Source organism: Fibrella aquatilis (genome assembly GCF_017353255.1).
GTDB lineage: Bacteria > Bacteroidota > Bacteroidia > Cytophagales > Spirosomataceae > Fibrella > Fibrella aquatilis.
In genome coordinates this window covers 145,008-165,825 of sequence record NZ_JAFMYU010000007.1, presented here as the reverse complement: position 1 = coordinate 165,825, position 20,818 = coordinate 145,008, and the positions used below count along the sequence as shown (strand labels likewise).

Sequence of the window (20,818 nt, the reverse complement as noted above, 5' to 3'; positions counted from 1 at the left end):
CGCACCCATGGGCGGGCTATTCGGCTACGGCAAAAACGTACACCAGTGCCTGGGGTTCGTTGGGATACGTTGGCTGATGACGTACATAGCGAAAGCCGTTTTGGGTCAGCAGGTCAAGCAACGTCTGGTGGGTGAACAGAGGCTTTTTGCAGCCATTGTGTAGTCTTCCCGGCTTGGTTGAGATCATTTCCATTACGTACAGCAGCCCGCCTTTTTTCAGACTCTTGCGCACGTCGGCAAGCACATCGGCTGGGTTTGTAAATTCGTGCAAACTATTCTCAATCAGCAGCTTATCTATCGTCGAAGCAGGCAGTTTGGTTTCGCTTTCAGTACCGATGACCGGAATAAACGTAGCGGTGTTAGCCCGGTTGGCAGTGGCATATAGTGTGGCGGCGTTTTGGGCGATGGTCTGGGCAGCGAGGCAAGCCGGATCGATGTCTTGCAGGTAGAACGTCAGGCTGTCGGCCATCATCGAATAAATGATTTCTTTGGTGCCGCTACCCGCGCCAACTGAGGCAAACACCTCGCCTTTTGCAGCCTCGTAAATGGGCTTATAGATGGCCTGGTGTTCAGCAATGGCTTTGGGTTTGCTCATGTACGTGGCCAGACAAGGGTGCTTTTTCGACTGCGCCAAACCAGGCGTAGCAACCACAAGCACTGCCAGCAACAGGCACAGGCTGGCTTTATAGCGTACTTTGTCGAGTTGGGCAAGGGACTGAATCATGTGCTGCTTTTTTGTCGTGACTGTTCACCAAATTTACCCCTTCAGACCGAAATACAAACCCGGCCCCCAGCAGCCGTACACCCAAAACATAGTTTCCAGATGAACACGCCCGACGAGAATTTTGCGGCCATGAATCTTCAGCTGCCCCCCGCCCCCACGCCCAAGGGCGTTTACAAACCCAGCCTCATCGTAGGCAACTTCATCTACGTATCGGGCCACGGCCCCTACCTGCCCGACGATAGCCTGATGACGGGCCGTGTGGGTAGCGAGGTAGACCTGGCTTTTGGTAATGCCGCCGCCAAACAAACGGGCCTCGCCATCCTGGCTACCCTCACCGCTGCCCTCGGTAGTCTCAACCGGGTGAAGCGCGTAGTGAAGATCCTGGGCATGGTCAACGCCGTGCCAGAGTTTGGCGAGCACCCCAAAGTCATCAACGGATGCAGCGACCTGTTTGCCCAAATCTGGGGCACCGAAAACGGTATCGGCGTACGTTCGGCGGTGGGCATGGGGTCGTTGCCGGGCAACATTTCAGTGGAAATAGAAGCGATGTTTGAACTGGAAGCCTAGGCGCACTAGCCCAATCAGGCTAGTAAGTCCGGGAGTGGTTGAGCTTATAGGTACTGTTTAACGGTACATACCTCCTTCCGCTCCCGGCTTTCTATGTCGCCTATAACCTCCCTCTCGCGCCGTCATTTTCTGGCCAGCATCGGCGCTTCGGCCCTTACCGTGCCCTCCCTTACGGACGCCCTTGGCCAGCCCCTGTCGAGCCAGACCGGGCAGGACAAAAAGCTGGGCATCGCGCTGGTGGGCCTGGGCAGCTACAGCAAAAATCAGCTGGCCCCGGCCCTGCAACAAACGCAGCACTGCCGCCTCGCGGGCATCGTGACGGGCACCCCCGCCAAGGCCACCGAGTGGACCCAGAAATACAACATTCCGGCAAAAAACGTCTACGACTACAAAACCTTCGACCGCATCATCGACAACCCCGACATCGACGTGGTGTATGTGGTGCTGCCCAACTCCATGCACGCCGAGTACGTGATTCGGGCGGCGCAGGCGGGCAAACACGTGATCTGCGAGAAGCCCATGGCCATTACCGAAAAGGAATGCCAGGCTATGATCGACGCCGCCAGGAAAGCCAACAAGCAGCTGGCCGTGGGCTACCGGCTTCATTACGAGCCGTTTACGCAGGAAGTCATGCGCCTGGGTCAGCAAAAGGTGTTTGGCCCGGTAAAGTTTGTCGAAGCCAGCGACGCCTTCCGCATCGGCGACCCGTCGCAGTGGCGCATGAAAAAAAGCATGGCCGGCGGTGGTGCGCTCATGGACGTGGGCATCTACGCCATCCAGGGTGCCCGCTACGTCACGGGCGAAGAGCCGGTTTCGGTAACGGCCCAGTTTTCGCCCAAGACCGAGCCGGAGAAATTCAAAGACGTGGAGGAGACCATCTTCTGGCAGTTTCGGTTTCCGAGCGGGGCCGTCAGCACCTCCACCAGCAGCTACACGGCGGGGGTAGAACGCCTCTACGCCTCCTGCGAAAAAGGCTGGTTCGAACTCGCACCCGCCTTTGGCTATGGTCCGCTGAAAGGCCGCACCAGCAAAGGCCCCATCGAGATGCCCGTGGTGAACCATCAGGCCGCCCACATGGACGGTGTCTGCAAAGACCTGCTGGCCGGAAAAACCCTCCCCAACCACATCACCGGCGAGGAAGGCAAGCGCGACGTTCGCCTTCTCCAAGCCATTTACCAGGCCGCCGAAACGGGCCGCACCATCAAGCTGGCGTAAGGGGTCAACCTTCTTTGTGCACGTCCTTAAACCGGAGCATGTCGCCCAGGCGCAACTCTTTTTCGGGGTCGAAGCCGCAGGTTGACGTGAACTCTTTAGGGTTTTGGTAGGTACCAAAGAGCATGTCCCACCAGACGATATCGCCGTAGTTGCTGGTGTGTTTTTCGTATTCGTGGTGAATGCGGTGCATCTCTGGCCGCTGAAAAATGTAGCCGATCCACTGCGGTGTCTTCACGTTGGTGTGGTAGAAAAACTCACCCAGGGCCGTGCAGAGGGTATAAATAGCCCCCGCTTCGGCGTTCAGCCCCAGCAACGTGTAGACCAGCAGGCTACCAATAATGGAGTTGACCGTCATTTCGAGCGGGTGTTTATAGAACGACGTGATCACCTCCAGCCGTTGCGGGCTGTGGTGTATCTGATGAAAGTGCGTCCACAAAAAATCGACGGTATGCCGCCAGCGGTGCCACCAATAGAACAGGAACGTAGCAATGACGTAAGCGATGATGCCGCCCGCCGCATTACCTACCACCGCCGACAAGTGAAAAAGCGAGTAGGCCGACAGCCACTTTTCCCAGGTATAGCCCGCCACGACCACCACCAGTAGTTGCACGAAATTGATGGCCAGCACCCGGATAGTCCAGGTGGGCACGGCGGGTAATTTCCAGCCCGGCATGAGCCGTTCGAGCAGAAAACAGGCGGCAAATACGCCAAAAATGAGGGGTAACATAGGCAGTTGGGTTTGAGGTGATTGATACCCCAAAGCAAGCCTCCTACGAGTGCCCAACCATTGACGGATGTCAATATTGATGCTACCCAAACCTAACCCTAGCCATGAAAACGTCTTTTACTCAAAAACTCCGTAGCCCATCGCCATCATTGGGCACGTTGGTATCGTTGCCCGCGCCGGAGGTAAGCGAGATGCTCTCACTGGCGGGGTTCGACTGGCTCTTTATTGATATGGAGCACAGTACGCTGTCATTAGCTGAGGTACAGCGACACCTGCAAGCCATCCGGGGCGAGTGCAGTGGCCTGGTGCGCGTAGCCGAAAACAACCCAATCTACATTCAGCAGGCCCTCGATCTGGGAGCCGACGGGGTCATTGTTCCTGCTGTCAACTCAGCCGAAGAGGCCCGTCGGGCTGTGCAGGCAGCCAATTATCCACCCACCGGCACCCGAAACGTGGGTATTGGCCGGGCGCACGGGTATGGCCTCGCCTTCGCTGATTACGTGGCCACCGCCAACGAAACCACGGCCCTGATTATCCAGATCGAACACATAGATGCCGTCCGAAATCTGGATGAGATCCTGGCCGTACCCGGCATCGACGGGGTATTTATTGGCCCCTACGACCTGTCGGGCAGCATGAACCGCCTGGGCGACGTGCAACACCCCGACGTACAGGCAGCTATTCAAACCATAAAAACGGGTTGTGTAGCGCGAGGTATTCCGGTAGGTATCTTCACCCGCCAGCCCGAGGCCATCACCGCCGAAATCGCCAGCGGTACCCGTTTCATCGCCGTTGGCACCGATGCGGGGTTCATCTGGCAGTCGGGCAAAGCGGTTGTTGATGGATTTCGGAGCCTTGTTTAGCGGAGTGAGGCGCACAGCCCGTTGTTTGGCGGACCGTTCCGCTAGACTGCCTTCCGACCTCGCAATCGGCTGAGGGTTTCGGGCGAGATGCCCAGGTGCGAGGCAATATATTTCAGCGGCACCCGGCCGAAGATATCTGGGAAATCGGTCAGCAATTGTGCATAGCGTTCGGGGGCGGTGAGCATCCGCAGGTTCTGCGTGCGCAACTCGCTCAGTACGTAGTAGGTCTCGGTCAGTTTTCGGCCAATGACGTTGAACTCCGGGAAGTCGCGGTAAAGCTGCTGTAGCTGCTCATACTGAATGGACCAGACCACGCCGTCTTCCATCAGTTCCACATACTCGCGGGCGGGTTGGCGGGTGTAGAAGCTCACGATAGAGACAATGAAGTCGCCTTCGCGCATGAACCACGAGGTCACCTCGCGGCCGTCTTTGAGGTAATAGCCCCGCACCACGCCCTGCTGAATAAAATACAGCCGATCCGACACCTGACCGGGTTGCAACAGCCAGCTTTTCCTGGCCGGTTCCTCCCGCCGCAGCAATCCCATCAACGCCGATTTCAGTGCCTCAGACAACGGCCCCAGCGTCTGTATCTGGTCGATGAGTTGGTTCATGCGCGGGTTAGTGGTAGGCTGATGGCTTCGGTTTTTGGCAGTGGCTGCGTTGGCTTCACAAAAAACGCGATTTTTGGGTTCTATGGCCACGTTTTCCCTCCCCAACGACCCGCAACCCTGGCAGGTCGAGCAGTCTGACTACATTCACCGTCAAACCTGGTTTACCGTCCGCAAAGAGGCCATCCGGATGGCGGGCGGTGGTTATATCCCTGATTATTACCTGCTTGAATACCCCGACTGGATTAACGTTGTGGCCGTTACCACAGGCGGCGACCTCGTGCTGATCAGGCAGTATCGGCATGGGGTCGGCGATGTGCATTATGAACTTTGTGCCGGTTGCGTTGATCCGGGCGAGACACCGCTTGAGGCCGCCCAGCGCGAACTACTGGAAGAAACCGGCTACGGCGGCGGGCAGTGGCAACCATTGATGACACTCTCGGCCAACCCTGGTACTCACACAAACCGGAGTTATTCGTTTTTGGCCCTGGGGGTAGAAAAAATTGGGGAACAGGACCTCGAACTGACCGAAGAAATTGCCGTCTGGACCGTGTCGCCAGTCGAAGCGCTCACCGTTCTCGACACCGGCCAGATGATGCAGTCGCTCCACGCAGCCCCCCTGTTGCGTTACCTGCTAGGCAGTTTCGACGTGCACCCATAGAAGCGACTAGTATGAGCCGCCTATATCGGGCGATTCGTTAACTTGGAACCGGTTGTACAAAACCACCACAAGCCCGCTAAACCCACTCCGAATGCCAGCTACCACTACCCGTTTTTTGTCCCTGGACGTGTTCCGGGGGCTTACCGTTTGCTTCATGATCGTGGTGAATACGCCGGGTGCGGGAGCCACGCCCTTTGCACCACTGCTCCACGCCAGCTGGCACGGCTTCACCCCCACCGATCTGGTGTTTCCGTCGTTTCTGTTTGCCGTGGGCAACGCCATGAGCTTCGCCAACGCCAGGTTTCAGTCGATGCCCACGGCGACGGTGCTGGCCAAAATCCTGCGGCGGACGGCTATTATTTTTCTGCTCGGCTACCTTATGTACTGGTTCCCCTTTTTTCGGGTGAACGAAACGGGGGCTATCGTGGGTGCTCCCATGGGCGAAACCCGCATTTGGGGCGTGTTGCAGCGCATTGGCGTGTGCTACGGCCTGGCATCGTTGCTGGTTTATTTCTTCCCACGCCGCACGGTGATCTGGCTGGCCGTGCTGTTTCTGGTGGGCTACTGGCTTATCCTGCTGGGGTGGGGCAACCCCGCCGACCCGTTTAGTCTTCAGGGTAACGCCGTGTTGCGGCTCGACCGGTGGACCATCGGCGATGCGCACCTCTACATGGGCAACGGCGTTCCCTTCGACCCGGAAGGCCTGCTCAGCACGCTGCCCGCCATCGTGAACGTGCTCATTGGCTACTACGCCGGGCAGACGGTGCAGCGCGTGGGCAAGAACTACGAAAGCACCACCCGGCTGCTGCTGGCGGGCGCGGCCCTAATCTTCCTGGCCCTCTGCTGGGACGCGGTGTTTCCGATCAATAAAAAGCTCTGGACCAGTTCGTTCGTCCTGCTCACTACCGGCCTCGACCTGGTTATTCTGGCCGCATTGATCTACGCTATCGAGATTCGCCGCTGGAACCGGGGCAACTGGACCAACTTTTTCGTCATCCCCGGCAAGAATCCACTGTTTATCTACCTGCTCTCTGAACTGGTCGTGATCATTCTGGCCATGATCCCCGTCGGCAACGGCGAAAACCTGCTGGACTGGATCGGTACGCACCTGTTCCAAAATCTGGCCCCCGGTCCCGCCGGCTCCCTCCTCTTTGCCCTCACCTTCATGCTCTTCTGCTGGAGCGTGGGCTGGCTACTTGACAGGAAGCGTATTTACGTGCGGGTGTAAGGTAGGTGCTTCGGTTAGCGGCTCACGATGATGTAGACAAGGGTGATTAGCATGACCAGCAGTATAAAAAGGCCATAGCCCAGCAAATAAGCTGCTGCGCTTCGCCACACAATAGTTCGCGTGGGCAGTTTTCCCTGGTAAAGCTGCGTATGCACAATCATGTTATAGCCCATCATGACCAGGAGGCTCAGCGACATGCTGCTGGAGTACACGGCCATCGACGAGCCCATTGCCCAATACATCAATACCGGGATGAGCGAGAACAAAAGGGCAAAATTGGCCACGAACGTCTGTGTTACCAGCAGTTCCGGGTAGTTATAGCCACGGCGGCGGAACATGATCCAAAACCCCAGCGCGTAGATGGGAATCAGCGCAATCTGAACCAGGGTGCGGTTTCTTTCCACAAACTGGGATGCTTCCTTCTGAAAAGCCTGCAGTCGACCCGACTTAGTTGCTGAGGCGGGCGACAGCAGTTTTTGGGTATCCTGCGCGATGTTCACGTGCAGGCTGTGGGTGACAAACACCACTACCGCCCCCAGAATAAGCAGCAACGCCAGGGGCCGGTAATGCTTGACCCGTTTGCCCGCTAAAAATTCGCGGACGGTATGGCCGGGGCGCGTGCAGAGTTCGCGCAGGGTGAACAATATGCCCCGGTCGAGGTGCCAGACGCTATGGGGTACTTCGTGCCAGATGTAGTGCCAGTTGACGGCGTGGGTATGCGCCGACTGACCGCACTGATTGCAAAAATGCCCCTCGAACGGATTAGCACAGTTGCGGCACGTGATTTGACCTGTTGCGTGGTGGTTGTGAACGTCAGTAACGGGTTCGGAGAGCATAGCTATAAGCAAAGGGTTGAGAGGCAAATTCTCATTATTTCACCAGGTCAGCAACGGTGCTCATTAAAATCAGTGGCCCAGTAGTTATTCATAGCACCATCACACCTTCCCCACCATCTCAACGGGCACTACCCACTGATCAAACTCGTCGGGGGTGAGGTAGCCGAGGGCCACGGCGGTTTCTTTCAGGGTTGAGCCGTTTTTGTGGGCGGTTGGGCGATTTCGGCGGCTTTGTAGTAGCCGATTTTGGTGTTCAGCGCTGTCACCAGCATGAGCGAATTCTGCACGTGCTTGTCGATGTTGGTAATGATCGGTTCGTTACCCGAAGTACGTTTATCCGAGGAGTACTTATCGGCCAACCTTAACTTGTACGCCTGTTCCCAAAAGCAATTTTCCGGCGTTAGTATACCAAATTCGTTGAGCTTCTGCGATTTGCCCTACACCCACGACAACAGAATGGCGTAGGAGAACGGTGTCGGTGCTGGTGGGTATATTTCCACAGGACCATACTGACTGGTCATACCATTGACCCGGTTTAAGGCTATTTATAATGCCATTGTCGGCACCAGTCCGATTAGTACAGAAAGCCAGCCAGTCCCCACCGTTTGCCAAACCCACATTACCCGAAATATCTACCGTTTTACCGCACAAATTTGTCAAGGAAACCGGCAAACAACCTGTCAACTTATTGGAGGCTACATTCAACCGTTGCAACGCAGACAGGTTACCCAACCCCGATGGAATACGGCCTGAAAGCTGGTTGAATCCCAGAGAGAGCGACGTAAGTTTTGTGAGCGAACCAACCGAGGCAGGGATTGGCCCCGTTAGTCCGTTTGCCGATGCATCAAGCAGAGTGAGACTGGTAAGCGCACCAATTGATGTTGGCAGACCCCCAACAAGCTGAGGGTTATTATTAATGAGAAGCTGCTCCAAACCGCTAAGGACAGAAAGACTAGCCGGCAAGGTGCCCCGCAAATTGTTACCTGCCATTGGTGCAGATGGAGGTGATAAGTTTAAACTTGTTACCTGCCCCGTTAGGGGGCTTGTGGTTAGTCCAAACCAACCACTGTAGGGGGAACAAGTCGTTAGCCAACCGCTTTTGTTTGTCCAGTTTGGGCCGTCTGTGGCGTAGAAAAAATCAGCCAAAGCGTCAAATTCAGGATATGAACTTGCTTCGAGCGAGAAGGTAGCTCTTGTGGAGTAAGCACTGCCACAAGCTGCTGACAGGAACACTCTGTACGAAACAATGTCGCTTGGCCGGGCATCCCAGATGGTGAGTGTAGGACTGGTAGCCCCACTAATTCGGACCGAATTGGTGAGCGGGCCAGCCTCGTTATACCATTGGTACGAAACTGGCAGGCTGCAAGCCGCACTTACCTTGAGTTGCACAACCCCGCGATTGCAGGCGTACTGCATAGTAAATGGCTGTTGGGTTATGAGCAGATCGCAGGGTGGACAAATACCTGTCTGATTTGAACAAAAAGCGGCCCAGTCACCGTTGCCGGGCAAGCCTGCGTTATTGCTTATAGTTATAGTTCTACCGCACAACGTAGCAAAAGAGCGTGGAATGCAGCCGCTGAGTTGATTGCTTTGTGCCGAAAAACTCTGTAGCTGCACTCGGTTTGCTATATCACCGGGTAAACTTCCCGAAAATTGATTATTACTCACATCTACGTATCGCAAATAGCGGCTGTCTGTAAAGGCAGGTATTTCTCCTATAAAGCGATTATTTGCGGCTAAAAAAGATTGTAGATTAGACAAATAATTAATCGATTCTGGTAACGAACCAGTTAACTGATTATTGGCAATAATGAAATTATACAAATTTCTCAAATTACCGATTGTTGAAGGGATACTTCCCGAAAACTGATTATCATTAATTGTAAATATATTTAACCTGGGCAGGTCCCCAATAGAAGCTGGTAATGCACCTGAAAATTGGTTATTTGCCAACCTGACATCAAATAAATTGGTCATTCGTCCAATTGTCGTTGGTAACTGACCGCTCAATTGATTTTTTTCTACATCAAACGTACTCAACCTGGTAAGTGCGGTATACGATTCAGGTATGCTGCCTGTCAGCTGATTTGTATTTAAATTCAAAACGTAGAGTGCTGCCAACTGACCAAGACTACCTGGCAGTGTACCCGTCAATTGATTACCATACAGAACCAAATTCTCTAATTTGCTGAGCCGCCCTAAGCTAGAAGGAATAGGGCCAGTCAACGCATTTTGGCTGAGATTGAGTAACTTAATATTTTGCAGCGAGGTGAGCGAAGCAGGTATGCTTCCCGTTAACTTATTGTTACTTAATACTAACTGAGTTAACGCAGTGAAGGAAGAAACAGAGCTAGGGATTGGGCCAGAAAGTTGATTATCATTTAGGTAAAGAACTATCATGTTTTTGAGTTTGCCAAACGATTCAGGTATCGAACCAGTTAATTGACTCTGCTGAACATATATCTGAGTCAGTGCTGTACAATTACCTAATTCAGCAGGTAAAGAACCGCTGATTTTTGTTCCTCTCAATTGAAGAAATGATAATTTAGTTAAGTTCCCTAACGACTCGGGCAATGTGCCGGACAAACGCTCGTTGTCAACCAATTGAATATATTCTAAATCAGTCAGTTTCCCAATTGAAGTTGGAATTGGACCACTCAATCCTCTGTTGTACGATAAATTTAATGTAGTTAATTTCGTCAGTTGCCCAATACTTTCTGGTAAACTTCCAACCAGATTATTACCGTCATAAGTATAATCTACGTTGGCAAGTTCAATGCCCGTAACCCTGTTATTACTGCAAGAAATTCCGGTCCAACCGCTACAAGGTTCACAATTGGTGGCCCAGCCTCTTTTCAATTTCCAACCCGCTCCATTTGTGGCGTAGTACAAACTCATCAGGGGTAAATAATCAGGATGAAACGCGCTTGCAACGGCAGTAGTTACGGTATCCGTGCAGTTGCGTTCCCAGTTAGTGGCTGTCACTGTATACGTTCCGTCGGCTGTGACACTTGTTACGCCGGTTGTATTCCACGTAAAAAAGTTATTAGGGCCGCTGAAACTATAGAAAACACCACCTGTGCAGGAGGATAACGCAGTAATAGTCGCATTTTTTTGTGAACACGATAACGTGTTGCTTACTGAGACGGTCAACCTCCCCTGCGCTTTTCCCGATAAATAAGTAAGACTACACAACCAACCAATTATAATAACGCGGTACAACAAGCTACTTTTTACAAATGGGTAGAGTAGGAACATAATTTATAGTAGATGGAAGTAGTAGTTAAAACTAAGTTAATTGACAGCTATATCAAATCATTGTGCTTGCTGATATAGCTGTCAATAGTCTGGGCTTCTACACCTTTCCCACCATCTCGACGGGAACAACCCACTGATCAAACTCGTCGGGGGTGAGGTAGCCGAGGGCCACGGCGGTTTCTTTCAGGGTAGAGCCGTTTTTGTGGGCGGTCTGGGCGATTTCGGCGGCTTTGTAATAGCCGATTTTGGTGTTCAGCGCCGTCACCAGCATGAGCGAGTTCTGCACGTGCTTCTCAATATTGGCTTCGATAGGCCGGATACCTTCCGCGCACTTGTCGTTGAACGATACGCAGACGTCGCCGATGAGGCGGGCCGAGTGGAGGAAGTTGAAAATTATCACCGGCTTGAACACGTTCAGCTCGAAATGGCCATTCATGCCGCCGATGTTGATCGCCACGTCGTTGCCCATCACCTGCGCCGCCACCATGGTCATGGCCTCGCACTGCGTGGGGTTTACCTTGCCCGGCATGATACTGCTACCCGGCTCATTATCAGGAATAAACAACTCGCCAATGCCCGCACGGGGTCCACTCGCCAGCATCCTGACATCGTTGCCGATCTTCATCAGGCTGGCGGCTACGGTCTTCAGCGCGCCGTGGGCCTCTACAATGGCGTCGTGGGCGGCGAGGGCTTCAAACTTGTTTTCGGCGGTGATGAAGGGCAGGCCCGTGAGGTCGGCAATGTGTTTGGCCACGTTTTCCGAGTAGCCGGGGGGCGTGTTGATACCCGTGCCCACGGCCGTGCCGCCCAGGGCCAGTTCGCTCAGGTGGGCCAGCGTGTTGCGGATGGCGCGAAGGCCGTGATCCAGCTGCGACACGTAGCCTGAAAACTCCTGCCCCACCGTCAGCGGGGTGGCGTCCATGAAGTGAGTACGACCAATTTTCACCACGTGCATAAACTCCTTCGCTTTGGCATCCAGCGTATTACGCAGTTTTTCGATACCCGGAATCGTCACCTCCATCAGGATCTGGTAGGCCGCAATGTGCATGGCCGTGGGGAAGGTGTCGTTGCTCGACTGCGATTTGTTGACGTCGTCGTTGGGGTTCAAAAACTTCTTCTCGTCGGTGAGCGCGCCGCCATTGAGCACGTGGGCGCGGTAGGCCACTACCTCGTTCATATTCATGTTGCTCTGCGTGCCCGACCCGGTTTGCCAGACCACGAGCGGAAACTGATCGGCGAGTTCACCGGCCAGAATCTCGTCGCAGACGCGGCCAATGAGATCGGCTTTTTCAGGCGAAAGCACACCCGCGTCGAGGTTGGTGAGGGCGGCGGCTTTTTTGAGCACAGCGAAGGCCCGGATGATCTCGCGGGGCATTTTGTTAGTGTCCTGCGCAATGCGGAAGTTGTCAATCGAACGCTGGGTTTGTGCGCCCCAATATACGTTGGCAGGCACCTGTACCGGCCCCATCGTGTCTTTTTCTATGCGAAAGTCCATGTTATTGATAAGCAAATTAGTGACGGTCCGGCGCTCCGGTGAGTGAATGAGCGAATGCCTGGATCTGTGCAATATGCCTTTCATAACTCCCAGGCATTCGCTCACTCAATACTGGCGCAAAGGTATTGCAGCCGGGCGATTTAGTTGGCTGAATTTGATCGGGTACACCTAAACTGAGCGTAGGCGTTAGAACCGAAGCTTCACTGGCTTTACCCAGAAAGCCACCAAACCAACGGGCCTCATGGATCAGCGCATCATCAACCTCTTCGACGAGTACACGCACAAACCGCTTAACCGCGACGAGTTTTTGAAGCGGCTGGCCAAGCTTACGGGTGGTACCGCAGCCGCCATGGCCGTATTGCCCCTGCTGGAAGTCAACTACGCCAAAGCCGAAACCGTAGCGAACCACGACGACCGCCTCAAAACCGAGATGGTTTCCTTCCCCGGTGCCGACACCACCATGAAAGGCTACATGGCCCGGCCCGTGGCTAACGGCAAATACCCCGCCGTGGTGGTCATCCACGAAAATCGGGGCCTCAACCCCCACATTGAAGACATCACCCGGCGCATGGCCCTGGCCGGTTTTCTGGCCGTAGCGCCTGATGCCCTCTCGGCCGCCGGTGGTACCCCCACCGACGAGACCCAGATGCGCGAACTCTTCGGCAAACTGGACCCCGCCAAAACCCGCGACAACTTTGTGAAGGCCGTGGAGTACCTGAAAACCCGCCCCGACAGCAACGGCAAGGTGGGTTGCGTGGGCTTCTGTTGGGGTGGGGCCATGGCCAACCAACTCGCCATTTACGCCCCCGATCTGAAAGCGGCCGTACCCTTCTACGGTCGCCAGCCCGACGCTGCCGACGTGCCCAAGATTCACGCGCCAATCCAGCTCCATTACGGTGGCCTCGACGAGCGGATCAACGCGGGCATTCCGGCCTATGAATCCGAACTAAAAAAAGCGGGCAAGCCGTACGAACTGTACGTCTACGAGGGTGCCCAACACGCCTTCAACAACGACACCGCCCCCAGCCGCTACAACGAAGCCGCCGCCAAACTAGCCTGGGAACGCACGATCACGTTTTTAAAGAAGAATCTGGCGTGACAGCTTTAATAGGTTCCTATCGTTAAGGTTTTACAAGCGTCATCTTTTTCACTCACGTGGACCCCACTCATGATTTTTGGTCTGTAGTCATCCTGCTAGGTGTAGTACAGGGGTTCTTCCTGGCGATTAACTGCTTCTCCATTTCGCGACGGGGCCAGCCAGCCCATACCTTGCTGGGCTGGCTCCTGGTGAGCGTATGCCTGACGGTGGTGGAGGTGTTGCTCTGCTATTCAGACACAATCGCTTCTGTTCCTTACCTGATTGGCTTTTCAGAGCCGTTTAACTTTGTTTTCCCCCCACTCTTTTACTTCTACACGGTAGCGCTGGCCCGCCCCAATTTTCGGTGGAAGGCCAGCTTCAACTGGGCATTCCTGCCTGCTTTGCTCCACGCTATCTATTTGATTCCATTCGTTGCTCAGTCAAACACGTGGCTCCTTCAAACAGTGGAGATAGCCTACCGCAGAGCCACTCAAACAGATGCTGTGTTTCGTGATCTGTGGTGGGCTAGCTCTTACAAACCTTTTTATCAGGTCTTCAAATACCTGTTGGCGAGTTACCAGATCGGCTACCTCCTGTTGACGCTTCGGTTAATTAGCCAACTTAAACAGAAGGACGAAGCCACAAAGATCTCGCTGGAATGGGTGCGACAACTCTGTTTGTCTTTTCTGCTGGTAATCGTGGTTTATGCGGTGCTCACGTTCTATTATCAAAGCGACGTTGGCGATGTATACATAGCGACCTGCGTTTCGCTGGTCTTCTTCACCATGAGCTTTCGGCTGATTTCTCAGTCAAAAATTCTGGCCCGCCAGGCAATGAATGATGGTACTGCGACCTTGCCTCGCGTTAAATATGAAAAAACGGCCCTGGATGAGCAGACCTCGATTCAAACACTGAACCGGTTGCTAAACTATATGGAACGGGAGAAGCCATATCGTCAAAATAACCTCACCCTGTCGGTATTGGCATCACAACTGGCAACGGCTCCCCATCATCTGTCTCAGGTGATCAACCAATACTGTAGCCAAAACTTCTTCGATTTCATTAATGCCTATCGGGTTCAGGAAATTCAGTCGAAGCTGGTCGTACCCCAGTATAGCCATATCAAAATAGAAGAAATTGCCTATGAGTCGGGCTTCAATTCAAAATCGGCGTTCAACGCCGCGTTCAAGAAAATGACTCAGCAGACCCCTTCCCAATACCGTAAAACGGGCGTGAGGGGCTAACGGCAGGCCGTACGACCTTGCAAGGTGATACGGCTGCCTTGCAAGGCCGGTCGCTTACCGCTCCCTGAGGGAATAATTTTGGCGCTTATGAAAGCGACCACTCACCGGGCCATCTGGCTTGATTACTTACGTTCATTCGTCACGATGCTGGTTGTTGCCCACCATGCCGCCCTGGCGTATCCCACATTTGCCAGGTTTAACCCTGCCCATTACATATGGTCTACGGCCCCCATTGTGGATGACAGCCGATGGTATGGGTTCGACGTGTTTATTGGCTTCAACGACGCGTTTTTTATGCCGCTTATGTTTCTACTCAGCGGCCTGTTTGTCTATGGCGGGCTTCGTAGAAAAGGGTCCAAAAAGTATGTCGCAGATCGACTCGTTCGGTTAGGCATTCCATTCCTGATTGCCGAATTGGTGCTAATTCCAGTAGCATACCTACCTTCTTTCTACCAGTCTACGCAATCTTTTCAACTCGTTCCATTTGGTAGCGATTACGTTGTCGACCAGCAATGGCCAGTAGGACCTCCCTGGTTCGTCTGGCTTCTGCTGTCTTTTGATAGCATCACGGCACTGCTCTTCAACTATAAGCCATCCTTTTTTCCCGCCATCGCTGCCAGACTGGCCAGGTTGAGCCAATTTCCAATTCGTTTTGGGGTACTGGTGTATGGGGTTGTAGCGCTGAGTTTTATTCCGCTCAGTTTGTGGGTAGGTCAATACACCTGGGTAGGCCATTGGGGGCCTTTCGATTTTCAGCTCAACCGGCTCTTGTTCTACTGGTTGTTTTTTCTTCTTGGCAACTGCTTGGGAACCATCGACTGGCAAACGTATTTGTTTCACCAGGGGAAGCTATTGGGCAGGTCGCAGGCTTTCTGGCTTGGCCTTAGTCTAACCTGTTATGCGCTGGTGATAATTGAATCTGGGTGGGGGGCAGCGCAAGTCAAAAATGGTCAGCTAACGGCCACCGAGGGGTATTTGCTCTATGATCTTGTTTTTGTGGCAAGTTGCCTGGCAAGCATAGGGGCGTGTCTGAGCTTTTTTCGAAATCACGTAACAACGTCGATTCAGATATGGGATAGCTTGTCGGCTAATGCATATGGCATTTATATCGTGCATTACGGCTTTGTCACGTGGCTTCAATTCATCTTATTACCCGCTGACTGGCCCGTCCTTATAAAGTTTTTGGTTGTCTTTCTAGGCGCAGTAAGTCTCAGTTGGCTCAGTTGTAGGCTGATTAGGCGTAGCCCATTAATTGCCAGAGTTTTATAAGCACCACTTTTTTCGACGAGCAAACTAGTGTACGTAGTGACCTATACCGCGCATAAACCCTTAACGATCTTTAAGGCAACTGCTCAATCAGTTTGAGCACGAGTTTGGCTGAGTTGCGGGCGGCGATGCCCAGGAATTGTTGCATATCCATCCGGGCGTTGCTGTTGGCTTTGTCGCTCAGGCTGCGGATCACGAGGCAGGGCACCTGTTCCTGATAACAGATTTGCGCCACGGCAGCCCCCTCCATCTCAGTAGCGTCGGCCCCAAACTCGCTCCTGAGTTGAGCCACTTTCTCTTCCGACGATACGAATACATCACCCGTAACAATCGTCCCGACCACCACCCTCGGCGGGCGACTAGTGACCGGAATTGACTCAAAATCAATCGTTTTGGCCGTCTCCTGTGCCCTCGCCAGTAGCATCGAGTCGGCCGGGAGATAGAGTGGGTTCTCCTGTTTGGTGATGGCGTTGCGCGTTTGGTGAGAGAGCCGGGGCGGTGTGGTCATGGTCATCCAGCTATAGTCATGGTGGGCCACGCGTTGGCCAATAACCATATCGCCGGGTTGCAGGTCGGGGTTGGTACCGCCCGCAATGCCGGTAAACAGCACCCGCCGGGGCCGGAAATAGGCCAGCACAAAGGCGGTTGTGGCGGCGGCGTTGACTTTGCCAATACCCGTTTCGGCCACCACCACCCGCTGCCTGCCCACCCGCCCGGTGGTAAACGATATCCCATTAATCACGCGCGTTTTCGGACCATGCAGCGACTGCCGAACCAGCGTCAATTCTGGCCCAAATGCCCCCAGCAGCGCAGTTACGGGGCGGGGCTTGTACAGTTGCGCATGAGCTAACGAACTGACGAGCAAAAGCAGGAAGAGAGGTAGTCGTTGCGTCTTCATAGCGCAAAATTACCCCACCAGCGATAGCACGCACAGGCCATCTACCACCCACAACCCGGCAGGAATTTCACGTACCCGACCAGTGAACACCCGCACGATGGTCCACGATAAAAAACCCCAGACAATGCCGATGGTGATGCTGTAGCTGAATGGAATCAGCACCAGCGCCAGAAACGCAGGCAAGGCTTCGTCGAGGTGGTCCCAGTCTATTTTCAGGATCGGTTTCATCATAAATGCGCCCACCAACACCAGCGCCGGGGCCGTGGCAATAGCTGGAATCACAGATAGTAAGGGCGACAAAAATAGAAACGGCAAAAACAACGACCCCGCCACAATGGCCGTCAGCCCCGTGCGCCCGCCCTGCGCAATCCCCACTGCCGACTCGATGTAGGCCGTGCCGGGACTGGTGCCCAGCACCCCCGCCAGCGTAGTAGCTACGGCGTCGGTCAGCAGCGAACGGTTTAGGCGAAGGGGTTCGCCGTGTTCATCGGTGAGGTTGGCGGCTTCGGCTACGCCCACGAAGGTGCTAATGCTATCGAAGAGGTCGGTGAAGACAAACGCAAAAATGACCGGCCACAGTGACCATCGTAGTGAACCCACCAGGTCCAGTTTGCCGATCAACGAAAAATCGGGCAGGGCCAATAGCCCCTGCCACTGTACCAGCGGCACCGTTCCGCCCCACCACCGTCCAATGGGCAGCGCGGCCAGCGTAGTGAGCACAATACCGATGATAATGGCACCGGGTACGTTCCTGATGAGCAGTACCGCCGTGAGCAGCAGCCCGCCCACAAACGTTAGCACGGCGGGGTCGGTGAGGCGAGCCACTCCAACCAGCGTAGCCGGATTCGCCACGATAAAATGGGCATTTTCAAAGCCAATGAGCGCGATAAACAGCCCGATACCCGCGGAGATAGCATACCGCAACGGTCTGGGAATGAGCCGCACCAGCGCCGACCGCACGTTGACAGTCGACAACAGCAAAAACAGCACGCCCGCCCAGAATACGGCTCCCAGCGCCACTTCGGGCCGGATACCCATGCCCTTGACGGCTGTAAAGGTGAAAAACGCGTTCAGCCCCATGCCGGGAGCCACCACCAGCGGGTTGCGGGCATACAGGCCCATCATCAGGCTGCATAAAAAAGACAGCAGCACCGTAGCCGTGAGCACCCCCGAAAACGGCAACCCCGCCTGATTCAAGATCGCTGGGTTGACCACAATGATGTACATCGTCGCGAGGAACGTGGAGACGCCCGCCAGGATTTCGGTTCGTTTGTTCATTATTGCGTCTATTAACAGACAAACTAACCCGTTTTAGTAAGTATGCCTTTCTCATGCTGAAAATACGGTTTACCCACACATACAGCTACTTGGCGGCGGCTCTGGCTTTGTCGGTCAACTTTTGTGGAAACATATAACCCTCCGTCTAATAAACATATACCTACCGTTTATCAGATTTCCGAGTTATGCTAATCCGCCAATTAGTCGATCAAACCTATCGGAAATTCACTACCTGATGATCCTCAAAGTCGTTTTAATTTGCTTAATTTATAGGTTAACACCTTGATTAGTAACAACATATGAATAAATATATTGACTCACTTACGCTAACCCATACAGGGAATACAGCTGCATTTATATAAGAAAATAATAAACTATTTTCATTTTACATCCCAATACACAGCATTGTGTACTAAGATGAGGGCTTTAGCTTTGTTATGAAATTTTGCTTTGACAAGCAACTGAATGCTGCCTCAGAGTTGGAAACTTCTATCCACATTCCTCATGAAAGCAACTTTCCTATGTACCAGTTTGCGTCTTGCCGTAACGGCGGATGTGCTCAGTAGCATCAAACCAGTTGCTCCTCCCTGGAACTGCCAACGTCTAATACCGCGCATCGAATAAGCGCATTCACCTCCTGTTCTGTAGCAGTCGACCTGCTCAACATCAACCTATACTTACTCTTGACTAACGCAATTTGATTCGCGCCGGAGCCTGATTTGCGTTTATGTATTTTGTAACCAAATTTGTTGTTTTTACCACAAAACCGCAAGTAAGTAACACGCTGACAGGAGTCAGATGGCTTATCGACGTGCTCAGCTACGGTCTGAGGTTGTACGTGATAGGTTAACATAGACTGATCCGTGTACCCCGATACCAAGGCTTTGGTGCCTCATCAGGGTCAGTAACACGCAGATTAGTACGTGTCGGGCTTTGTTTGCCGACACTGCGCACAAGCCTGGTGATGACGCTCGCTGGCCAGGAGCTGAACACACACAGAAACCGCTCTGCATAACGGCTTTATGCCGACAATATCTGCTTATCAGTCAGACAGTTACAATACGTTTTCACTCCATTGTATCCATGAAAAAAGTTATCTTAACCGGCGCGGCTCTAATCGCCTTTGCCGCTACGGGCTTCGCCCAAAATACCTCAACGGTTAACCAGAGCGGTAACCAGCAAACAGCGAACGCCACTCAATTGGGTAGCCTGCTGATTTCCAACATCCAGCAGACGTCAACTGGATCCGTCACCAATCAGGGTAATTACGGTGCCACCAGTCAGAAGCTTGGCATCACGACGCCCGCCCGGAACAATGAAGCGTACATCAACCAGATCGGTACAAAATCGGGTTTCGCCAACATTGGGCAGGAAGGGGGCGGTTCAGGGAAGAACGTAGCCACGATTAACCAAAAAAATAACACGGGTGGCAGCGGGACAGCCATCACCGCCGCCAGTGCGCCGGGCGCACCGCTTGCCCAGGGTAATGCGCCTAATGCAGCGGGTATTGCGGCTGTTAAGGCTGCGGGGGGCAACTACGCGAACAGCTACCAACAGGGTCATAACCAAACGCTGACCATCAGCCAGAACGACGGTTTATCGGCCAACGACGCCGACGTGCGGCAGGACAACTACGGTACCGGGCAGACGGCCACGATTAACCAAAACAACGTATCGACCAACAACTCGGCAGCGACGAATCAGTTCGGCGATGTTAACACGTTGACGGTCAGTCAATCGAACAAGTCGAGCAACAACAAAACAACCGTACGGCAGGGTTTTTCCAACGCAGCGAGCGGGCCAAATTCCTTCTACGCCGTGGCCACGGTTGAGCAGAACGGTACCGGCACGAACGCCAGCACGGACAACATCGCTACGGTTGCCCAAAACGGCATCAACGGAGGCGATGCCACCATCCATCAAAACGCTGGTACCAATGGAAACAGTACCTTCAACGAGGGCACTATCACCCAAACCAGCAGCGGCGACATGGGCACCATCAACCAAAACGACCGCAGCGATAACAACGACGCTACCCTGACGCAGGCGGGTACGGGTGGGCACACGGCAACGGTAAACCAAAATGGCAGCTCATCAGGAACCAGTTCTAACAACGAGGCGGTGGTTGGTCAGACTGGATCTGCCAACCAGGCTACAGTCAATCAACTGGGTGTAGACAGCAACGGTGGAGGCGTTGGCGACAGCAACAACAACGATGCATTCGTAACCCAGTCGGGGCAGAGTAACGAAGCCTTTATTAATCAGAACGACGGCAGTACCGGCAACGTGGCGACTATTAATCAGGCTGGTGGTGGAGCCGGTGATTTGGCGACCATCGACCAGAATACCAACGCCTACACAAACGCGGCCACGATTAACCAGGGAAGCCTGAGCACGGGCGGCAACACCGCTGCCATTACTCAACAGAATACTTTCAATGATGGCGGCACGGCAACCATCAACCAGAACACGACAATCGGGGGTGGGGGTAACTTCGGTGCGCTTGTGCAAGGGACACCGGGAGCGGGAACCCAGTCTGTTAATAACACGGCCACACTCAGCCAGCAGGGCAGCTTCAACCAGGCACGCTTAGAACAGATCGATGACCTCAATACGGCTACCATTACGCAAACCGGCAACTACAACGTGGTGCGGAATGTTTCTGGGGCAGCCGGCTCGTTTGCGCGGCAAGAAGGCACATCTAATACGCTGACTATCAGCCAGACCAGCCCAGGAGGCGCGGGTATGGTTGGCAACATCGCCAACGTCTCGCAGATCGGAACCGGCAACGGGTCAGTTATTACCCAGACAAACAATTAGTGCGTTTCGCGTTTTTCAGCCCACCTGCCACAAGCCGGTGGGCTTTTTTTGT

The 20,818-nt window shown here is 53.8% G+C and carries 17 protein-coding genes and 1 pseudogene; 9 read left to right on the top strand and 9 right to left on the bottom strand.

The window, feature by feature from the left end; translation table 11 throughout:
- Nucleotides 1-16: 16 nt before the first annotated feature.
- Entirely contained in the window at nt 17-724 is a 708-nt protein-coding gene (locus tag J2I48_RS11230) for a class I SAM-dependent methyltransferase (RefSeq protein ID WP_207335535.1), read from the bottom strand.
- Nucleotides 725-823: 99 nt separating this feature from the next.
- Between J2I48_RS11230 and J2I48_RS11225 the strand changes: the two genes are divergently transcribed.
- Complete coding sequence (locus J2I48_RS11225; RefSeq protein WP_207335534.1) at nt 824-1,291, top strand: RidA family protein; 468 nt, start codon at nt 824-826, stop codon at nt 1,289-1,291.
- A gap of 93 nt (nt 1,292-1,384) precedes the next feature.
- The gene (locus tag J2I48_RS11220; protein ID WP_207335533.1) at nt 1,385-2,506 is read left to right on the top strand and encodes a Gfo/Idh/MocA family protein; all 1,122 of its coding nucleotides are present in this window, start codon (nt 1,385-1,387) and stop codon (nt 2,504-2,506) included.
- A 4-nt stretch (nt 2,507-2,510) separates the two neighbouring features.
- Here the strand turns inward: J2I48_RS11220 and J2I48_RS11215 are convergent, their stop codons facing one another.
- Nucleotides 2,511-3,233 (bottom strand): sterol desaturase family protein, encoded by a 723-nt coding sequence (locus J2I48_RS11215; RefSeq protein WP_207335532.1) that lies wholly within the window; start codon nt 3,231-3,233, stop codon nt 2,511-2,513.
- 104 nt (nt 3,234-3,337) lie between these two features.
- On the opposite strand from J2I48_RS11215, the gene J2I48_RS11210 reads away from it, so the two are divergent.
- The gene (locus J2I48_RS11210) at nt 3,338-4,096 is read left to right on the top strand and encodes an HpcH/HpaI aldolase family protein (protein ID WP_207335531.1); all 759 of its coding nucleotides are present in this window, start codon (nt 3,338-3,340) and stop codon (nt 4,094-4,096) included.
- A 41-nt stretch (nt 4,097-4,137) separates the two neighbouring features.
- Here J2I48_RS11210 and J2I48_RS11205 read toward each other — a convergent pair whose 3' ends face one another.
- The gene (locus J2I48_RS11205; protein WP_207335530.1) at nt 4,138-4,707 is read right to left on the bottom strand and encodes a Crp/Fnr family transcriptional regulator; all 570 of its coding nucleotides are present in this window, start codon (nt 4,705-4,707) and stop codon (nt 4,138-4,140) included.
- A gap of 82 nt (nt 4,708-4,789) precedes the next feature.
- Between J2I48_RS11205 and J2I48_RS11200 the strand changes: the two genes are divergently transcribed.
- Nucleotides 4,790-5,365, top strand: coding sequence for an NUDIX hydrolase (locus J2I48_RS11200; RefSeq protein WP_207335529.1), 576 nt, complete (start codon nt 4,790-4,792; stop codon nt 5,363-5,365).
- Nucleotides 5,366-5,456: 91 nt separating this feature from the next.
- Nucleotides 5,457-6,593 carry an acyltransferase family protein gene (locus tag J2I48_RS11195; protein WP_207335528.1) on the top strand — a complete coding sequence of 379 codons (1,137 nt, stop codon included), beginning with the start codon at nt 5,457-5,459 and terminating at the stop codon, nt 6,591-6,593.
- 14 nt (nt 6,594-6,607) lie between these two features.
- On the opposite strand, the gene J2I48_RS11190 is transcribed toward J2I48_RS11195, so the two are convergent.
- From J2I48_RS11190 to fumC (J2I48_RS11175), 4 genes and pseudogenes are all read right to left on the bottom strand, one after another.
- Nucleotides 6,608-7,429: a DUF3667 domain-containing protein gene (locus J2I48_RS11190; protein ID WP_207335527.1), complete on the bottom strand. Its 822-nt coding sequence runs from the start codon at nt 7,427-7,429 to the stop codon at nt 6,608-6,610.
- A 99-nt stretch (nt 7,430-7,528) separates the two neighbouring features.
- Nucleotides 7,529-7,770 (bottom strand): annotated as a pseudogene (gene fumC / locus J2I48_RS11185) (class II fumarate hydratase); the annotation flags it as partial.
- A 7-nt stretch (nt 7,771-7,777) separates the two neighbouring features.
- Nucleotides 7,778-10,687 carry a leucine-rich repeat domain-containing protein gene (locus J2I48_RS11180; protein ID WP_207335526.1) on the bottom strand — a complete coding sequence of 970 codons (2,910 nt, stop codon included), beginning with the start codon at nt 10,685-10,687 and terminating at the stop codon, nt 7,778-7,780.
- A gap of 97 nt (nt 10,688-10,784) precedes the next feature.
- A complete protein-coding gene (gene fumC / locus J2I48_RS11175) occupies nt 10,785-12,182 on the bottom strand; it encodes a class II fumarate hydratase (RefSeq protein WP_207335525.1) in 1,398 nt (465 codons plus the stop codon).
- A gap of 241 nt (nt 12,183-12,423) precedes the next feature.
- On the opposite strand from fumC (J2I48_RS11175), the gene J2I48_RS11170 reads away from it, so the two are divergent.
- The 3 genes from J2I48_RS11170 (at nt 12,424) to J2I48_RS11160 (ending at nt 15,773) form a co-directional block, all read left to right on the top strand.
- A complete protein-coding gene (locus J2I48_RS11170; RefSeq protein ID WP_207335524.1) occupies nt 12,424-13,281 on the top strand; it encodes a dienelactone hydrolase family protein in 858 nt (285 codons plus the stop codon).
- Between the two features lie 56 nt (nt 13,282-13,337).
- Nucleotides 13,338-14,504 (top strand): helix-turn-helix domain-containing protein, encoded by a 1,167-nt coding sequence (locus J2I48_RS28550; protein ID WP_207335523.1) that lies wholly within the window; start codon nt 13,338-13,340, stop codon nt 14,502-14,504.
- Nucleotides 14,505-14,591: 87 nt separating this feature from the next.
- On the top strand, nt 14,592-15,773 hold the full coding sequence (locus J2I48_RS11160) for an acyltransferase family protein (RefSeq protein WP_207335522.1): 1,182 nt from the start codon (nt 14,592-14,594) through the stop codon (nt 15,771-15,773).
- 70 nt (nt 15,774-15,843) lie between these two features.
- Here J2I48_RS11160 and J2I48_RS11155 read toward each other — a convergent pair whose 3' ends face one another.
- Nucleotides 15,844-16,668: a 5'-methylthioadenosine/adenosylhomocysteine nucleosidase gene (locus J2I48_RS11155; RefSeq protein ID WP_207335521.1), complete on the bottom strand. Its 825-nt coding sequence runs from the start codon at nt 16,666-16,668 to the stop codon at nt 15,844-15,846.
- A 9-nt stretch (nt 16,669-16,677) separates the two neighbouring features.
- A complete protein-coding gene (locus J2I48_RS11150; RefSeq protein WP_207335520.1) occupies nt 16,678-17,946 on the bottom strand; it encodes an NCS2 family permease in 1,269 nt (422 codons plus the stop codon).
- A gap of 1,083 nt (nt 17,947-19,029) precedes the next feature.
- Here J2I48_RS11150 and J2I48_RS11145 point away from each other — a divergent pair.
- On the top strand, nt 19,030-20,766 hold the full coding sequence (locus J2I48_RS11145) for a beta strand repeat-containing protein (RefSeq protein ID WP_207335519.1): 1,737 nt from the start codon (nt 19,030-19,032) through the stop codon (nt 20,764-20,766).
- Nucleotides 20,767-20,818: the final 52 nt, after the last annotated feature.